At 67.2% G+C, this 15,297-nt stretch carries 14 protein-coding genes and 3 pseudogenes; 6 read left to right on the forward strand and 11 right to left on the reverse strand.

The window, feature by feature from the left end; genetic code table 11:
• Positions 1-791 precede the first annotated feature (791 nt).
• The gene (locus QR77_RS46180; RefSeq protein ID WP_040026288.1) at positions 792-974 is read left to right on the forward strand and encodes a hypothetical protein; all 183 of its coding nucleotides are present in this window, start codon (positions 792-794) and stop codon (positions 972-974) included.
• 63 nt (positions 975-1,037) lie between these two features.
• On the opposite strand, the gene QR77_RS36680 is transcribed toward QR77_RS46180, so the two are convergent.
• Positions 1,038-1,952, reverse strand: a complete 915-nt coding sequence (locus tag QR77_RS36680; protein WP_160310989.1) for an NmrA family NAD(P)-binding protein — start codon at positions 1,950-1,952, stop codon at positions 1,038-1,040.
• A 102-nt stretch (positions 1,953-2,054) separates the two neighbouring features.
• Here QR77_RS36680 and QR77_RS42580 point away from each other — a divergent pair, with 102 nt between their 5' ends.
• Positions 2,055-2,687, forward strand: a complete 633-nt coding sequence (locus QR77_RS42580; RefSeq protein ID WP_052489337.1) for a TetR/AcrR family transcriptional regulator — start codon at positions 2,055-2,057, stop codon at positions 2,685-2,687.
• A gap of 7 nt (positions 2,688-2,694) precedes the next feature.
• On the opposite strand, the pseudogene QR77_RS45570 reads toward QR77_RS42580, so the two are convergent.
• Positions 2,695-2,796: pseudogene (locus tag QR77_RS45570) on the reverse strand (IS5/IS1182 family transposase); the annotation flags it as partial.
• 70 nt (positions 2,797-2,866) lie between these two features.
• On the opposite strand from QR77_RS45570, the pseudogene QR77_RS49520 reads away from it, so the two are divergent.
• Positions 2,867-3,097: pseudogene (locus tag QR77_RS49520) on the forward strand (ribonuclease BN); the annotation flags it as partial.
• A 126-nt stretch (positions 3,098-3,223) separates the two neighbouring features.
• Here QR77_RS49520 and QR77_RS36695 read toward each other — a convergent pair.
• Entirely contained in the window at positions 3,224-3,796 is a 573-nt protein-coding gene (locus QR77_RS36695) for a class F sortase (protein ID WP_040026291.1), read from the reverse strand.
• A 186-nt stretch (positions 3,797-3,982) separates the two neighbouring features.
• Entirely contained in the window at positions 3,983-4,546 is a 564-nt protein-coding gene (locus QR77_RS36700) for a GNAT family N-acetyltransferase (protein WP_040026292.1), read from the reverse strand.
• 715 nt (positions 4,547-5,261) lie between these two features.
• On the opposite strand from QR77_RS36700, the gene QR77_RS36705 reads away from it, so the two are divergent.
• A complete protein-coding gene (locus QR77_RS36705) occupies positions 5,262-5,759 on the forward strand; it encodes a hypothetical protein (RefSeq protein ID WP_040026293.1) in 498 nt (165 codons plus the stop codon).
• A gap of 327 nt (positions 5,760-6,086) precedes the next feature.
• On the opposite strand, the pseudogene QR77_RS49525 reads toward QR77_RS36705, so the two are convergent.
• Both QR77_RS49525 and QR77_RS36710 read right to left on the reverse strand, forming a co-directional pair.
• Positions 6,087-6,267 (reverse strand): annotated as a pseudogene (locus QR77_RS49525) (alpha/beta hydrolase); the annotation flags it as partial.
• A 93-nt stretch (positions 6,268-6,360) separates the two neighbouring features.
• A complete protein-coding gene (locus QR77_RS36710) occupies positions 6,361-6,711 on the reverse strand; it encodes a PRC-barrel domain-containing protein (RefSeq protein WP_040026295.1) in 351 nt (116 codons plus the stop codon).
• Positions 6,712-6,811: 100 nt separating this feature from the next.
• Between QR77_RS36710 and QR77_RS47150 the strand changes: the two genes are divergently transcribed.
• Positions 6,812-6,973 carry a hypothetical protein gene (locus QR77_RS47150; protein WP_160310990.1) on the forward strand — a complete coding sequence of 54 codons (162 nt, stop codon included), beginning with the start codon at positions 6,812-6,814 and terminating at the stop codon, positions 6,971-6,973.
• Positions 6,974-7,046: 73 nt separating this feature from the next.
• Here the strand turns inward: QR77_RS47150 and QR77_RS36715 are convergent, their stop codons facing one another.
• Positions 7,047-7,217, reverse strand: coding sequence for a hypothetical protein (locus tag QR77_RS36715; RefSeq protein ID WP_040026297.1), 171 nt, complete (start codon positions 7,215-7,217; stop codon positions 7,047-7,049).
• Positions 7,218-7,659: 442 nt separating this feature from the next.
• Here QR77_RS36715 and QR77_RS36720 point away from each other — a divergent pair, with 442 nt between their 5' ends.
• On the forward strand, positions 7,660-8,712 hold the full coding sequence (locus QR77_RS36720) for an aromatic acid exporter family protein (RefSeq protein WP_052489338.1): 1,053 nt from the start codon (positions 7,660-7,662) through the stop codon (positions 8,710-8,712).
• Between the two features lie 469 nt (positions 8,713-9,181).
• Here QR77_RS36720 and QR77_RS36725 read toward each other — a convergent pair whose 3' ends face one another.
• The 4 genes from QR77_RS36725 to QR77_RS47160 form a co-directional block, all read right to left on the reverse strand.
• Positions 9,182-12,325 carry a GH92 family glycosyl hydrolase gene (locus tag QR77_RS36725; RefSeq protein WP_236710957.1) on the reverse strand — a complete coding sequence of 1,048 codons (3,144 nt, stop codon included), beginning with the start codon at positions 12,323-12,325 and terminating at the stop codon, positions 9,182-9,184.
• Between the two features lie 127 nt (positions 12,326-12,452).
• On the reverse strand, positions 12,453-13,064 hold the full coding sequence (locus QR77_RS36730; RefSeq protein ID WP_040026299.1) for a DUF998 domain-containing protein: 612 nt from the start codon (positions 13,062-13,064) through the stop codon (positions 12,453-12,455).
• Between the two features lie 96 nt (positions 13,065-13,160).
• Positions 13,161-13,568 carry a phenolic acid decarboxylase gene (locus tag QR77_RS47155; RefSeq protein WP_160310991.1) on the reverse strand — a complete coding sequence of 136 codons (408 nt, stop codon included), beginning with the start codon at positions 13,566-13,568 and terminating at the stop codon, positions 13,161-13,163.
• A gap of 486 nt (positions 13,569-14,054) precedes the next feature.
• Positions 14,055-15,297: PQQ-binding-like beta-propeller repeat protein (locus QR77_RS47160; protein ID WP_160310992.1), on the reverse strand; the 1,243-nt coding region annotated here is incomplete at its 5' end.

Genomic DNA, 15,297 nt, shown 5'->3' on the forward strand with positions numbered 1-15,297 from the left:
TGCCGCTCACGGGAAGGTCCCTCCAACATCCCCAAGGCGTAGGAGCCGTGGGGCTGGGCGGAACCACCTGCCCGACACTCCCGGCGAGGGGCATGACGCCGAGACGATGAAGTCTCCGGCGGTCAGAGTGGCCGGCGCTCGGCTGACCTCGCGGGCAGTCTGGGGACGGGCCGCGTGTCCCGGATGCTCAGAGGACGACATGCAGGTCTCCGTCCGCTTCGCCTTGGGGCCGGGATCGGCGGCAAGCGCCGGCGGGTCCAAGGGCCTTGTCTCCGGTGGAGTGTCACCAGGTGAGCGCGTCGCGGCTGGGGGTGTCCGGCCTGGTAGGGCGGGGCGCTCCCCGGTGTGCGGTGCAGGACGAGGCTGTGATCATCTGCGGACAGCGGCCAGAGTGCGGGCTGAAGGAGGGCACCGCGAGACGGGAGTCGGGCATGGTGGCAGAGAACATCGACGATGTCGTGGAAGGGCTTGCCGGGGTTGTGCGGGAGGCCGGCCGCACCGGTGACCGGGGCGGGTACTTCTCGCCGCTGTACCGGCAGGTGTCCGTTGAGGTCCGCACGGCCGTGCACGGTGGATTGTTCGACGGCGGTCGTTTGACCGGCCATGCGAAAGATCATGACGTCCGCGACGCCGGCACTCGCCCTGACGGTGGGCACGGCCCCGGGTCCGCCCGAAGTTCGAGGCCGCGCTCACCGCAGCGAGGGAGATCAAGGCGCACGCCCCGCACTGCCAGGTCATCTTCACGGTGTACGAGATGGAACGGCTCGGACGGGACGCCGCAGCTCGCCGCCGTGGCCGGCGCCTTCAACCGCTCGATCACGGTGCACAACACGCAACCGGTGATCGGGACCATGGCGCACCTGCACCTGTGGCTGAGCACCCCGGAATGCCACTACCCGCAGGAGTACAACATCGAACGCCACGCGCTGCGCGACGACTGGCCGATCGCCGCTGTGGGCCCGGTGGTCGAATGAAGCCGGCCGCGCGGTCGTGGCGGGCACAGCGACGCCCGCGTTGCACGAACTCTGCCGTAGCTGTCAGGAGAGCTGGTTGAGCAGTTCCTGGCGGTGTGTGGTGGCCCATGAGCCGAGGTGGATGGGCTCGCGGCCGAGCAGGTTCTGGACGGTGCTGGTGGTGACTGCGGAGTAGTCGAAACGGCCCTCGTAGGTCTGTCGTGCCCAGATCAGTGTGCTGGCTGCGTACGCGGCGTCCATGTCGGCGGGCGCGGCGTCCAGCCCGGCGTCGATCATGCGTTGCAGATCGTCCGGGGTCAGGACCAGCGCCGGGATCTCCCGGCCGAGGGCGGCGGTGAGCACCTCGGCCACCTCAGCGCCGTTGAGGAGATCGGCGGACAGGTAGTAGTCCTTGCCCGAATGCGTCTTGGGGCCTTCGGTCAGAACCTTGGCCACGACCGCTGCGATGTCGTCGCCGGCGATCCAGCCGACCTGCTTGTCGCCCATCGGCCACACCATGTGGCCGTCGCGCAGCCGGTTGATGCCCAGCAGGTTCTCCATGAACACGTGCGGATGCACATTCGCCCAGGCAAGCCTGGAGCCGGCGATGTAGCGCTCCACCAGTTCGTGCCAGACGAAGTGCGGGTCGGTGGAGCGTTTGTCGCTGAACACGCCCAGGTGCACCAGGAAGGTGACGCCAGCGTCCTCCGCAGCGTCCACCAGGGTCTTGGTCTGGTGGTTCATCGCCGCGGTGTAGCCGGTCATCAGGAATACCCGGTCGATGCCCTCCAGTGCACCGGGGAAGGTGTCAGGGTCATCGAGATCGATGCGGACGGCTTCCCTCCCCTCCTTGATCCACTGCTTGACGGTCGTCTCGCTGCGTGAGGCCCGCACCGGGACTGCTTGACCAGGTGTCGCCTCCAGCGCCTTCACGACCGCCGATCCAATGCGGCCCGTGGCCCCGAGGACCAGCACTCGCGAGGTGTCTGTATTCCGCATCTGTCGCTCCTTGCCCATTACGAAAGCAATCACTTTCGTATGACACGATAGTCATCACTGTCGTATGCTCTGTCAAGTCGACGCAAGACTGGAGGAAGAACCGTGCGGACCTGGGCCGAGAACGACCCCAAAGCGCGCCTGATGGCGCGCAAGCGCGAAGCGATCATCAACGCTGCCCTCGCGGCCTTCCTCGAAGAGGGGTACGGCGGAAGCTCGGTCAATCGCATCGCCGCGAGCGCAGGCGTGTCCATCACCACCCTGTACCGGCACTTCGACAGCAAGGACGATCTCTTCGTCGCGGTCATCCAGGAGGCCTGCGAGACCTCCGCGCAGACCTCGGACCCGCTATGGCTGAATCTGCCGCCGCTGGAGGGACTGACGGAAGCGGGCTGCGAGCTTCTCCAACACATCCTGTCCGACCAGCAGTTGGCCCTGTTCAGGGTGGTGGCCCGGGACGCGCAGCGCTTCCCCGAGCTCGGCCGCCGCTACCAGCAGGAGATCCTGGGAGAACGCATAGCCCTGTTCACGCGGCACCTGTCCCACTGGCCGGCGAAGCTGCGTTCCAAGGTCAGCGACCCCACCCGGGCCGCCCACGTCTTCTCCGCCCTCCTCCAGTGGGAGATCGTGGACACCGCCCTGCTCGGCGGACCGGCCCCCGACCCGGCAGCCATCCGCATCCGCTCCCAGGAGGCCGCGAACGACCTGGTGGCCCTTGCCGAAGCCGGACGGCTCTAAAGGACGAGCGAAGCCAGAAGCGAATGGCAGCGACGCTCACGCTGCCATGGAAGATGTACGCCCTCTTGTCGAATCGGGTGGCTACGGCGCGGAAGCCCTTGAGAGCATTGCGCAGACGGATGGACAGGCATCGCGAAGTTCCTGGCGCCAACCGCCCCCACCACCAGGTTGGAAAGGGCTCACTGTTCCCTGGTGCTGTCGCGACAACCCTGGGACTGATTGGCCTGAGGTTCTTCTCCCGGATCGTCTTCTCGCCGCTGATCGCCTCAAGCGCGGTGACCTACGGTCCGTTCGGGACCGTACTGGTTCTTCAGTCGTGGCTGGTCGGTGCGGGCTTCGTCGTGTACAGCGGCGCACTCGTCGGCTGCTTCTACCACGAACACAGGACCGGGCGCCGGCTCAAGTCATAACCCCGTACAGGTCCTCAAGCCACGCTTACACGCCTGGGTCGCTTGGCGGTGCGGCGGCGAGGACTCTTTCGGCAGCCTCCTCGGTACATGGTCTGGGCCATGCTTCCGGGCGCGAGGTTGCCCTGGCTATCGGGTCGACGTCAACGAGGCGTAGACCACGACGTTGTCGGCGTATCGGTGCTCAGCCTTGGAATAAGTGCCGCCGCAGGTGATCAGCCGGAGTCCGGCGTGGTCGAGGTTGCGGTAGACCTCGACAGTCGGGAAGTGGTCCTTCGCGTATGTGGCGATCCGCTCCACGGTGAAGACTGCGACCCGTCGGTCTTCGCGTGTCACCTCGATACGGTTGCCGGGGTTGAGTTCGGCGAGTTTGAAGAAGACTCCCGGTATGCCGTTGTAGGTGACATGGCCTGCGATCACGGCGGGCCCCTCGGCTCCGGGAGTGGGACCCGGTTGGTACCAGCCTGCCTTGGCCGGGTCCTTGGGGGTCTCCATCGCTTGGTGCTCGTCCAGCCCCAAACTCTCAAGTGCCGAAGAGACCTTGATTGCCGGGATGCTTACCTTCACGGGTTCCGACGTCGGCAAGGCAGGGGGCTGGGTCTTGCCGAGGTCGGAGGTGTTGGCCGAAGGCGGGGCGGTCACCGGGGTGTTGGGTTTGTCGCCGACGACGGGTGGCGCGGGGTGCTGGCGGGCGATTCCCATGGCCTGCCATGCCCCAGCACGTCATTGCCGCCGACAGTGGCGGCATCTGCCCTGGCGCGAGGTCAGTCCAACTACTCGATCTTGAAGCCTGAGAACTCTTCGGCCCTGCTGGGGCGACCTCTGCCGTCCACCTACCGGTTCCAGTGGGCGTGGATGCGGGATGCGGAACGGCCGTTCGCGCAGTGGCTAGTGTTGCTCCCACTGTTCCTTGGTTATCTCGTACCGTACGCCCCCGTGCTCGGAGCCCTCGATCATCTCCATGTCGGAGGGAGTGGGGATGGTGTCCGCGAGCGTCATTTCGAGCTTCTGCATGATGTTGCGCGAACCCTCGTTCACGGCCATCGTCTCAGCCCAGACCATGCGTACACCGAGCCCTGTGAACGCCTTGCGCAGCAAAGCCCGCGAGCCTTCGGTGGCGTAACCCTTACCCCAAGCCGCCTGCCGCAGCCGGTAGCCAAGTTCGACCTCGTCCAGCGGGCCCTGCCGCTCGGGACGTAGGCAGAACCAGCCGACGAACGCGCCACCGTCCTTCTCGTGCGCGGCGAACAGTCCAAGATCGCCGCCCCACCTCTCGTAGCCGGCGATGATGCCCGGCAGGTGGCGCTCGCGGACAATCTCCGGGGCGGTCGGATCGCCCCCGGTCAGATAGCGCATCACCGCGGCGTCGCTGTCCAACTCGATCAGCAAGTCCGCGTCGTCGGCAGTGAAGTGGCGCAGGGTCAGGCGCTCGGTCTCCAGGTAGGTGTCCACAGAGTTGATCCTGCCTACAGCAGGGCGGGCGGTTCAACGGCTTTAAACGGATACGGTCGGCGAACCAGATGCTGCCGCGGACTCCGCGTGGAGGTCGACACCGCCGTGGGGCGCTTGCGGACCGCAGCCGTGGTGGATGCTTGACCGTCTTCGCAGCCCCCGGGCCCCGGCCTTCGCCCCGCTCCTGGCCGAACCCGTGCAGGGCCACTGGTCGGTTGAGGCTCTGCGCGTCGGCCCCGCACGGGACCCGGGTGCGGTCACACTCTCGTCGTGCGAGTGCGGAATCCAGCGGGCGTGATGTAGGAGCCAGGACACGGCTCCGATGTCACTCCGGTAGGCCGGTGCTGCCTTCCTGATGCGGGTGTATGTCTGCTCCAGCGGCGCTCGGCGTCCTGACGATCGGTCGCGTGCACCGGGACCGCCGCATGAAGCAGCAGGGCGGTGAGGTCGTACAGGGGGCCCACCTCATGCGGGACGACGGACCGGCGCCAAACTCCCGAGGCGGCCACGGATGGGCACGGCCCTGCTGCCCGAGGGGGCTTTGACCAACCGCACAGCCTCTCCAGTGAGTCGGCTCCGGGGCCAATTGGGGCATGTAGCGGCATTGCACCCGGACGCTTCTGCTGTCTCGCGGTTTGCTGTCGCGGTGCGGAGCATGACGCGATGACGTCTCGCAGCCGGGAAGATCGCAAAGACGACCGAGAGAGGACTCACGATGCTTAGCGACAAGCTCGGGATCTACCTGAACGACCACCTGGCCGGTTCCACCTTCGGCATCGAGCTCGCGCGACGTATCGCCCACCAGCACCGCCACTCGGTGCGCGGGGCCGAGCTGGAGCGCATCGCTGAGGAGATCGACCAGGACCGGCAGAGCCTGCTCGACATCATGGAGGCCCTTGGTGTGCCCACACGCCGCTACAAGATCTACGGCGGCTGGGCGGCCGAGAGGCTGGGGCGCCTGAAACCGAACGGGGTCCTCTACCGGCGCTCCGGGCTGAGCACAGTCGTCGAGCTGGAGACGCTGCGGCTGGGGGTGGAGGGGAAAACACTGATCTGGCGATTGCTGCTCGTGCTGGCTCCGGGGGAGGCCCATCTGGACGAAGTGCAATTGCGGGGCCTGCTGAGTCGGGCGCGCGATCAGATTGACACGCTGGAGGAGCTGCGGCTCACGGCGGCGGCGACGGTCTTCTCCACCGAAGTGCGGTTGCCGTGAGGCTGCGCTGTCGTCATCGGCTGGGCGGGAGTTGAGGGTCGACAGAAACCTCCATCAGCCGGTCACGGAGCACGAGTGCGATCGCGTCCGGTGGAGCCGCTCCCGCCCTGGGCAGCCCGGTGGGGGAACGCAGAGGAGTCATCCGGGTGGAGTTCGCTACGGCGAGGGGCATCGTCCACTGCACGGCGCCCGGGAAGTCCGTACAGCCCCTAAGGCAAGGCTGCCGGCCGGCACACACGTCATCGCACTGATCACCGCGGCGAACGTAGACGCCTGACACAGGGCTCGCGCAATAACGATCTCCCCCAGTCCGAGGGTTCGCTCATGGCAGATCTCCAGCACATCCTGCGCGAGCCTTCGAGCCACGCGTAACCCTCCGAGCCTGCGGACAGATCAGAGCGTCCCGAACCGGCGTAGTCGAACAGCACCACCCGGTAGTCCTAGGCCGGCGCGGGCGCGCCCACAGGCGCCACCTGTTGTGGTCACGGCCGAACCCGTGCACCAGCATGACCAACGGAGGTGGAAGCGGTACGGGCCGACGGCCGCACCCATGCGAGAGGGGACCCAAGCCATGGCTTGGGTCCCCTCTCGCATGGGTGCGTCAGGCGCGGTGATCGCCGTAGTAGCCGCCGACCTGCTCGTGATAGCCCGTGTCCGTGGTGTGCTTGTCCTTGTCGAACTCGGGTGCGTTCTTGATCTGTTCCTTGGTCCTGTCGACGTGAATCGACTTGTCGTCGGTGTCAATGCGGCTGACGGTGCCGGCGGGCAGCAGTACGTGCTTTCCGAAGATCCATACGCCGGTGTCGACCACCAGGTACGAGGAACCGACCTCATCGGAGTGCTTGTCGACCTTGCCGATACTGCCGTCGGTCGCCTCGACCTTGTAACCGGTCAGATCGGCTCCCGTGGAGTGGCCGGTCGTCGGCTGGTAGCCCCAGATGCTGTTACTCATAAAAGTTCTCCCTCATTGACGATTCATAGGAGCGAATAACTACCTCCCGAAAAGCGGGAAGTACTTCCTGACTCTTCGCGTGCCCATCGATTCTGACCGCATGCATGATTTCGGTGAACATATTTCCGAAGGGCGGACCGAGGTGTTTACCGTGATGGAAGCGTGGTTCCCGGCGCTGCACGGCAGCCGTCCCGGTCACGCGGACCTCCTACCCCGGAATGGTGCGAGCGCGGCGTGCGACGCTTTCGGCGTGCAGAAGTGACGTGCAGAAGTGTGGGGTGGACCCGGAGGAAATCCGGGTCCACCCCACACTTCTGCACAGCGATTATGTGCACTTACCAGCGATACCAGCGGCCACGTTTGCCGCCGCTCGCCGCGGGGCGGATCAGGAAACCGAGCACCCAGACGACCAGGACGACGATCGCGATCCACCAGAGTGCCTGAAGTGCGAAGCCCGCACCGAAAAGGATCAGGGCGAGCAGAAGAACAAGTAGCAGGGGAACCATAGTTATCAACCTCCAGGCAGCCGTCTGCCCCACGGATCCGTAGTCATGCGTCCGAACTCGATACGGTTCCATTTTCCATCCGCACAGGTTTCCCTGACCGGTGGTGCGTTTACTCTACTTGTTCGCGGACAGCCGGAAAGCTGTTCATTTCTCAAACAATGACAGCGACGCCATGGGCAGGCCGGCAAGTAGAACGAAGAATGACGAGGCCGAGCCGCGCTGGAACGGGGATATCTGCTGGATCGTATCCGTCGTGGATCGCTATCGGGTCCACGAACTCAAGAGGCGCTCTTCGCGACGGTGCGGTCCGCGTGTGCTGAGAGACCTACGAGGCGTCGGGCCGTTGGTGCGCTGGTGTGCGGATTCCGTCCGTTACTGTGCCCGGGGGGCAGTCTCGTCCGGCCCCGAGCGTGACGACCTGTTGCTCCAGACGAAAGGTGTCGTGGCGGCGGTTGCCGCCTGGTCTCTGGCCAAAGGGCTGTTGCCGTCGACGGTGACCACCTTCGCGCCCTTCACCGCGCTGTTGATACTGCAGGTCACGCTCTACAAGTCGTTCCGTGACTGCGTTCAGTACCTGGGTGCCATGCTCCTGGGCACGGCCCTGGCAGCAGGGCTGGGCGCGACGGTCGGTGTTCACGCCTGGAGCCTGGCGGTACTGATTCTCTGTGCCCTGGCGATCGGCAGGACGCAGCGCCTGGGGTATCAGGGCACGCAGGTGTCCGTGATCGGTATTTTCGCGTTCTCCGCAGGTCATGGCAGTCTCGCGTATATCGGCCACCTGGTTGCTTCCGTGGGCCTGGGCGCAGTCTGCGCGATCACCCTGCACTTTTTCCTCGCGCCGGCCCGGCGCGCCGGCCGATCCGAACGGGCCGTTGAGGCACTCTCCGCGCAAGCCCAGGAGGTCCTCACCTCCATCGCAGCCGCCACGGCGCGAGAGGAAAGCCTTGAGAAAAAGGATCTGGATGACTGGATGCGTCAGTGCGCTTCGACTTCCGCCGGGACTGCTCGCGCCCGGGCTGTCATCGACCACGAGAGCGAGAACTCCCGGTTCAACCCACGCCGGGCACGTTCCGGGGCCGCTGACCTGCTGACCCGGACCCCTTGGGCCATCACTCTCGTCGACCGGTCCCTGTGGCACGTCCAGTCCATCGTCCGCAGTCTTTCCTATGCCACCCACGACGGTGAATACGGCGCCATGCCACGGGAGTTCCTCGATCCCTTCAGCGAGCTGCTGGGCCGAATCGCCGGCATCCTGAAGCAGGTCCTGCGGCAACAGCACGACCCTGCCGAGCTCGAAGATGCTCTGCGTCAAGCCGGCACCCGGTGTCAAGCGCTGGAGGTCGGCAACCACACCCAGCAAATTGCATCACCAGCACTTACGGCCCTGCGCGGGTCGCTCGTCACCGACATCGGGCGTCTGCTCGACGAACTTCAGCAACATGTTCCCCGGCGTACCTCGGTGCCGGGTCCCCACCACCAGGTGACCAACCGGTAATGGCACGGTCAGCGCGATATTTTTCGGTGCCCGCGGCGCAGCCGCAGGAGCCAGGTGACGGATGTGCGATGTCATGGGGGTCGAGGGTGTGGTCGATGAGCTGGCGGGCGCAATCGGAGATCCGGGCTGACATTCCAGCGTTCGGCGAGGATGCCTTTGGCCTGTTCGACGACGATGCGCGGGATCACGGCGCTGACACGAGTATGCCGGGCCACCACTCGGTGTGGTGTGGCCGGGGGGCCCCACCCGCCGGAAACGTTGACCTGGGACAACGCGGAGTGGGCGCACGCGCTGCCCCTTCTCAAGGAGCCGCCGGGACTGAGATCATCGAGGTGGGGTAGTGGTGTGCCCTTCCGATCGCTCGCATTCGAGCCCCGCACTGTCCCCGGCTCCGCCCGACCGGCCGCGCCGGAGTCCGGCGGAACGGCGCCGCCGGATGCCCCGTGGGCAGCCGGCGGCGCCTGGTCCGTCAGTTGTCGGCGGGGCAGAGATGGAGCGCGAGGACGTTGTCACCGCTGACCGCGACGTGGACGCGGCCGAGGGTGCCGGGGTCGCCGCTGTTCGCGACGCGGAAGTCCGTCCCGGCGTTCTCACCGTTGTGGAAGGCCGCGTCGTCCACCGTGAACGTCGCGGTCTTCCACGTGTCGGTGCCGGTCTTGGCCACCGGAGCGGTCGACTTGTAGGCGTTGCCGGTGGCGTCGTACTGCAGGCTCCAGTCACCGGTGCCGTGGTCGTAGTAGTCGATCGTCACCGTCGCGTGGTAACTGCCTCCTGGAACAATGGTGTTGTCGATGTCGAAGTACTCGAACGGCGAACCGTCCGTCGTGGACCGTCCGGACCGGCCGCCCACGGTGACCGGAGTGGTGTGACCGTCGCCGTTGTCACGCAGCCGCAGCCCGCATTCGGTGTCGGTGGTGCCCAGTGTGTCGCAGGCGGTGGCGGTGCCGTCGGTGGCCGGCACGGTCATCACGACCGCGCCGCCCGGCAGTGTCTTCCCGTCGGCGGTACGGAAGCTGACCTTGACCGGGTGGTAGCCCGAGGGCGTGCCGTCCGCGACCTTGATCGTGACGGGCACCGAGGCGGTGGCGGCGTGCGCGAGGTTCAGCGTGCCCGACGACGGGGTCACGCTCACCCCGGCGACGTCCGAGGCGGCCGTCCAGCGGACCGTACCGGCGTGCCCGGCGAGCGTCGCGGCGCCCACGGTGCCCGGCAGACTGGTGCCGACCGGGGTCACCTGGGTACCGGTCGGTGTGAGGTAGCCGATGGCCGGCACCTCATCGGTCCGGTACGACGGGGGCGCGGCGTTCGCACCGGTCGCCCAGTGGGTGTCGGGGCGGGTGGAGAGGTCGATGTCCAGCCTGCCGCCGCGCGTGGCGAACGACGCGGGCAGCGCGGTCGATTCGTACGACCGCCCGTCGAGCTTCATGCCGGTGACGTAAGGCGCGTTGTCGGCGGCCCTGGGCGCGTCGATCGTTACGGTGTGGCCGGTGCCCAGGCTGATCACGGCGCGCTTGACCAGCGGGCTGCTGAGGGCGAGCGTCGGGGTGCCCGGGGTCGCCGGGATCATGCCGAGCGCCGCCCATACGTACTCGGAGGACAGCGCCCCGTTGTCGTCGTTGCCGGGCAGCCCGTCCGGTGCTGTCGTGAAGAGTTCCGTCTCGATGCGCCGGGTGACCTCCTGGGTCTTCCACGGCTGGCCCACGTAGTCGTACGCCCAGGGCGCGGTGGTGTCGATCTCGTTGCCGGCCCAGTCGTACGGGGCGTTGCCGCCCGCGTTCAGTTGGCTGAAGAAGTCGTCGAGCCGGGGGATCACCTTCTCCTTGCCGCCCATCGCGGCGACCAGGCCCGCCATGTCCTGCTGGACGGACCAGTTGTACTGGGCCGCGTTGCCCTCGTCGTAGCCGTCCTGGCCGAAGGCCGAGGCCGGCGGTGTCTGGAAGCCGGGGCCGGCCGGGTACGAGCCGTTGTCGTCGCGCGGCCGCAGGTAACCGGTGGCCGGGTCGAAGATGTTCTGCCAGTTGTTGCCGCGCTCGGCGTACTCGGCCTCGGTCCTGTGGTCGCCGATCGCCGCGGCGAGCCGGGAGATGGCGAAGTCGTCGATGGACCATTCCAGGGTCTGCGAGGCGCCCTGCAGTCCGTGATCGCCCTGCGAGGTCGCGTTGTTGGGCGCGTAGCCGAGCTTGACGTAATCCTCGATCCCCGGCCGTTCCGTCCAGCCCCAGCCGACCTCCTGCGACTGGGTCGCGCCCTTCTTCATGATGGGCAGTGCGTCACGGATGTTCACGCCCTTGGCGCCGAAGGCGACGTACTGGGCGAACAGCGGGACGCCGTTGTCGCCGTTCATCACGTTGCCGGTCATGTTCTGCGACGGCCACTTCGGCCACCAGCCGCCCTGCTGCTGGGCGTCGCGCAGCAGTGAGTTGGCCATGTCGCCGGCCTTCTGCGGGTACAGCATGGTCTGCAACGGCGCCAGTGACCGGTAGATGTCCCAGTCGGAGAAGGTCGCGTACTGGGTGTGCCCGGCCGGCACCTTGTGGATCTTGTCGTCGAAGCCGATGTAGCGGCCGTCCACGTCGTTGAAGACGCTCGGCGACTGGAACGACCTGTACAGCGAGGTGTAGAAGGTGGTCAGTTCGCCGGGGGACGCGCCGCCGACGTCGACCTTGCGCAGCAGGTCGCGCCAGGCATCGCGGACCTGGGCCTGTACCTGGGAGACGCGCCAGCCGGGGATCTCGGAGGCCATGTTGGCCGCGGCGCCCGCCGTACTCACGTACGACATGCCGACCTTGGCGGTCACCGTGCTGCTGGAGGACGTGTCGAAGGTCAGGTAGGCGCCCGAACCGGAACCGGTCGCGCTCGACGAGCCGGGCGTGACGCTGCTGCCCTGCCACGTGCCATGCGCGGTGAACGGGCGGTTGAAGGTGATGTCGAAGTACATCGTGTACTTGCTGTTGTTGCACAGCCCGTGCGGTGTGGTGGTGCCTTTGAGCTCGTGATCGTTGACCACGTTCACCTGCGCGGACAGATCGCCGCCGAGGCTGGTGCCCGACTTGACCAGGACCTGCGCCTGGCTGCTGGACGGGTACGTGAACGAGGCGATCCCGGTGCGGGTGGTGGCGCCAAGGTTCGCCGTCACGTTCGAGTCGGTCAGCTTGACCGCGTACGAACCGGGCGCGGCGTGCTCGTCGGCGTGCGAGAAGTGCTCGGTGCGGGCGGCGGGGTTGTCGCCGACCGCGCCGGTGACCGGCAGGATGGGTATGTCGCCGAACGACGAGCACCCGCCGGAGAAGTGGTTCAGGCTGAAGCCTTTGATCGCGTTGTCGTCGTACGAGTAGCCAGTGGGTCCTGACGTGGTGTCAGGACTGAACTGCATCATTCCGAACGGCGCCGTCACGCCGGGGAACGTGTTCTCCCAGTCGACGCCCTTCTTGGTGCCGATCATGGGATCTACGTAGCCGGTCGGGTCGGACACCAGCGCCACGTGCGCCGGTCCTGACCGTGCCGTCGCGACCGCCGACGGGACGCCGGCCACGGACGCCGCCAGCACCACCGCCGCGATGCCGAATCTCGCGTATCCCCGGTACCCGATCCATCTGCCTGTTCGCCGATGCACCCCGGACCTCCTGTTTCCGCTGTGTCACTCTCCGCGCCGGCTGTGCGCGCGCTCGTGACATCGTTGTCACGCGCGGCAGTCTGTCCCGCTTGTGACAGGCAGTCAAGGAGTGTGGCGACGCCGGTGCTCAGGCCGACGCGATGGCCAGGCACACACCGACAGTCACGAACCATGCGTTGGTGCTGACCAGGAACAGCCGCTCGAAGAGTCCGAAGACCCGTCGGAGCCGCGGCATGAGAGTCACCACCAGCAGGATCAGCGAGATCAGCACGATCCAGCGCAGCACCGAAAGAAGACCGTGCGCGGACCCCCAGGGCGACACGTCTTCAAGAGGCGAGGTCATGCCGGAGATGGCCGCGTAGGTGAAGGCGAAGGACGCGACGGCGAAAAGGTAGTGCAGTGCGCCTTTGCGGGTGAGCGGCCGGCCTTCCAGGTCGGTGGGGAAAAGTGACATGGCCACTCGCAGCGGCGGGACCAGGAACAGGTACACCAAATCGCCGTTGGACAGCGGCGGAACGCCGGGCTTGAGCGCGAGGGCGACAGCCAGCAGCAGCACACCCGCTGACGACAGCCACAGCCCTGTGCGGAACAGCATGGCGTAGCGGCCGATGCCGTAGTCGCTGACGGCATTGTGGATCGGATGGTATCCGGAGGGAACGATATGAAGGGCACCGAAGACGACCAGATAGCCTACTGTGCCTACCAGGCCGAGAATCGCCGGGACCAGGGAAGCGCTCATACACCCGCCAACCGGTTGGAACGTGGGGGCCGAGAAGAACGACGACCTTCGGTGAATTCCGTCAGGGGAAAGAAGTGCGGCATAGGGGTGGCCTGTTCAGCTCAGTTCGAAATAGCCGTCGTCCCACAGCAGGTTGCGAGGGCCGTCAGGATTGCTCTGGGCGAGCATGCGGACACGGTCGATGTACTCCGGGTCCTGGTTGTCTCCCACCAGGACGGAGTAGTCGTCGCCGGCCCACGCGGGCAGCGCTGCGAACCGGTGGCTGGTCTGGGATTCGAGGTACCAGATGACGCTGACGACGGTACCTACTTCCTCGTACCACGAGGTCAGTTCGATGCCCGGAGCGACGCGGTGAAAGAAAATCCTCTGCACCGCGTGACGTCCCGCATGGGGACCGTGCTTCACGGTGTAGTCAATCGTATCCGGACCCATATACACCGGATCGAATTCCCACCCGTTCGGCTGGATCCAGCGAAATGTTGACCCGAGAATTGTCCCCAGCAATTTTCTGCTCCTTTGCTTCCGCCCACTGGCGACCCGCGAGCATGCCACGCCGGACCGATCCCCGCGCCTCCTTTCTCCAACCGTCTGCGGAGTCCATGCGGAGTCCATGGGAACTCTATTCCCGCGCGGCTTGGGGATGCCACAGGAGTTGCGCTGAACCGGATCGCCTGGCTGCTCAGCTTGCGTTCTTTTGAGACGGCGGTATTTCTCATAGGGATACGAGTCGCTCGAAGCGCCTCCGGTCGATCTCGTGCAGCCTGCCTTGTCGGCCTGCCCCGTCACGGCGGCGAGGGCCGCCGCGTAGCCGGTCGGCAGAAGCGTCGACGACCTGCCCGGCGAGACCGTCGAGCAGACGATCGAGAAGGTCAGGGACCGCGCGGTGTCCCGCCGGGCGCACCAGCAGGACACCGCGGCCGGGGCCAAGGCCCGCCGCCAGTAGGGCCGATGAGTCCTGAGCAACCTCTCGAGGGGCGCGTCGGCGGCTGTTCAGTCGGTGACGCGCAAGGCGTGAACCGTCTGGTTGTTGCCGTTGTCATCGCCACCGGCGACCAGGAACGCCGTGGTGCCGGTGGCCGCGAGCACCGTGGGTCTGGGCATGTCCGCGATGGACCAGGCGGCCTTGCCCGTGCGGGCGTCCAGCGCCCAGATGCCTCCGCTGGACGCCCCGGTGACCAGCACCACGTCGCCCACCGGCCCCCACGTCTCGCCGTATATCTGCTCGTTCGCGCTCCACCGCTGCCCGCCGGTGGCCAGGTCGAGGGCGTACACGGCCTGGTTGGTGTTGCTGCCGCCCGGCTCCGCGTGGCGCGCGCCGCAGAAGTAGACAGTGTCCGCGTCGACGCCAAGGGAGAGCGTGCCGTCCTCGACCAGTGGGGCGCGCCAGCGCTGCTTGCCGCTCATCGCGTCGAACGCGTAGAAGTACGCGTTGATGTCGGCCCAGCCCACCACGACGCTGTCGCCGGCCACGGCTCGACCGCCGAAGGGGCCCGCGATGTTCAGGCGGGTGCGCCACAACTCCTTGCCGGTGTCCGTGGCGAGCGCGAACACGCTGCCGCGCGGCGCGCTCGCCGACGGCACCTGCCCCGATGTCTCGTACGCGGTCACGAGGACCACCTTCGGGGAGGCCACCAGGGCGAGCGTTGAGACGGTGCCCCCTGCCAGCAGGCCGGGGAGCGCGGTGCTCCACCGCTGCTTTCCGTCGGCCACGCCCCGCGCCGCGACCACCGCGCGGCTGGATCCATCGGCGGTGTACTGCACAATGGCGGTGACCGCGGCGTCGCCCGCGACGGCGAGACCCATGCCGTCCGGGCCCATGACCGGGTGCCCTGCGGCCACGGACCAGAGGGTCCGGCCGCTGTTGCCGTCGAGGGCCTTCAACCGGTCGTCGCCGAGGAGGAGAACGGCGGTACCGGAGTGCGCCAGGCGGGCAACCTGCCCGGGGTGCGTCCATCGGGTCTTTCCGGTGCCCGTCGCCAGGGCCTGGAGGGGGCCGAGCGGCCGGCCGAGGAGGAGCGTGTCGGCCGTCGCGGTGATCTGCTCCACACTCTCGCCGCGCAGGGCGTGCGTCCAGATGGTCCGCCCGCTCCCGCCCGCCGGGGACGTGCCGCGGTCGCTGAGCGCGTACGCCAGCGAGCCACCCAGCACGCCCGCGACGGCCAGGGCTCCGACGCCGCCGATCAGACGCCGGCGCGACGGACCGGCGGCGGGCGCCGTGGGCGGCGACGGGGTC

Origin of the sequence: Streptomyces sp. 150FB (assembly GCF_000818195.1) — a bacterium.
GTDB lineage: Bacteria > Actinomycetota > Actinomycetes > Streptomycetales > Streptomycetaceae > Streptomyces.

Coding starts and splice junctions, on each gene's coding strand:
- QR77_RS36680 (WP_160310989.1), bottom strand. CDS start 1,952: ATGCGGAATACAGACACCTCGCGAGTGCTGGTCCTCGGGGCCACGGGC.
- QR77_RS36695 (WP_040026291.1), bottom strand. CDS start 3,796: ATGGGAATCGCCCGCCAGCACCCCGCGCCACCCGTCGTCGGCGACAAA.
- QR77_RS36705 (WP_040026293.1), top strand. CDS start 5,262: ATGCTTAGCGACAAGCTCGGGATCTACCTGAACGACCACCTGGCCGGT.
- QR77_RS36710 (WP_040026295.1), bottom strand. CDS start 6,711: ATGAGTAACAGCATCTGGGGCTACCAGCCGACGACCGGCCACTCCACG.
- QR77_RS47150 (WP_160310990.1), top strand. CDS start 6,812: ATGCATGATTTCGGTGAACATATTTCCGAAGGGCGGACCGAGGTGTTT.
- QR77_RS36715 (WP_040026297.1), bottom strand. CDS start 7,217: ATGGTTCCCCTGCTACTTGTTCTTCTGCTCGCCCTGATCCTTTTCGGT.
- QR77_RS36730 (WP_040026299.1), bottom strand. CDS start 13,064: ATGAGCGCTTCCCTGGTCCCGGCGATTCTCGGCCTGGTAGGCACAGTA.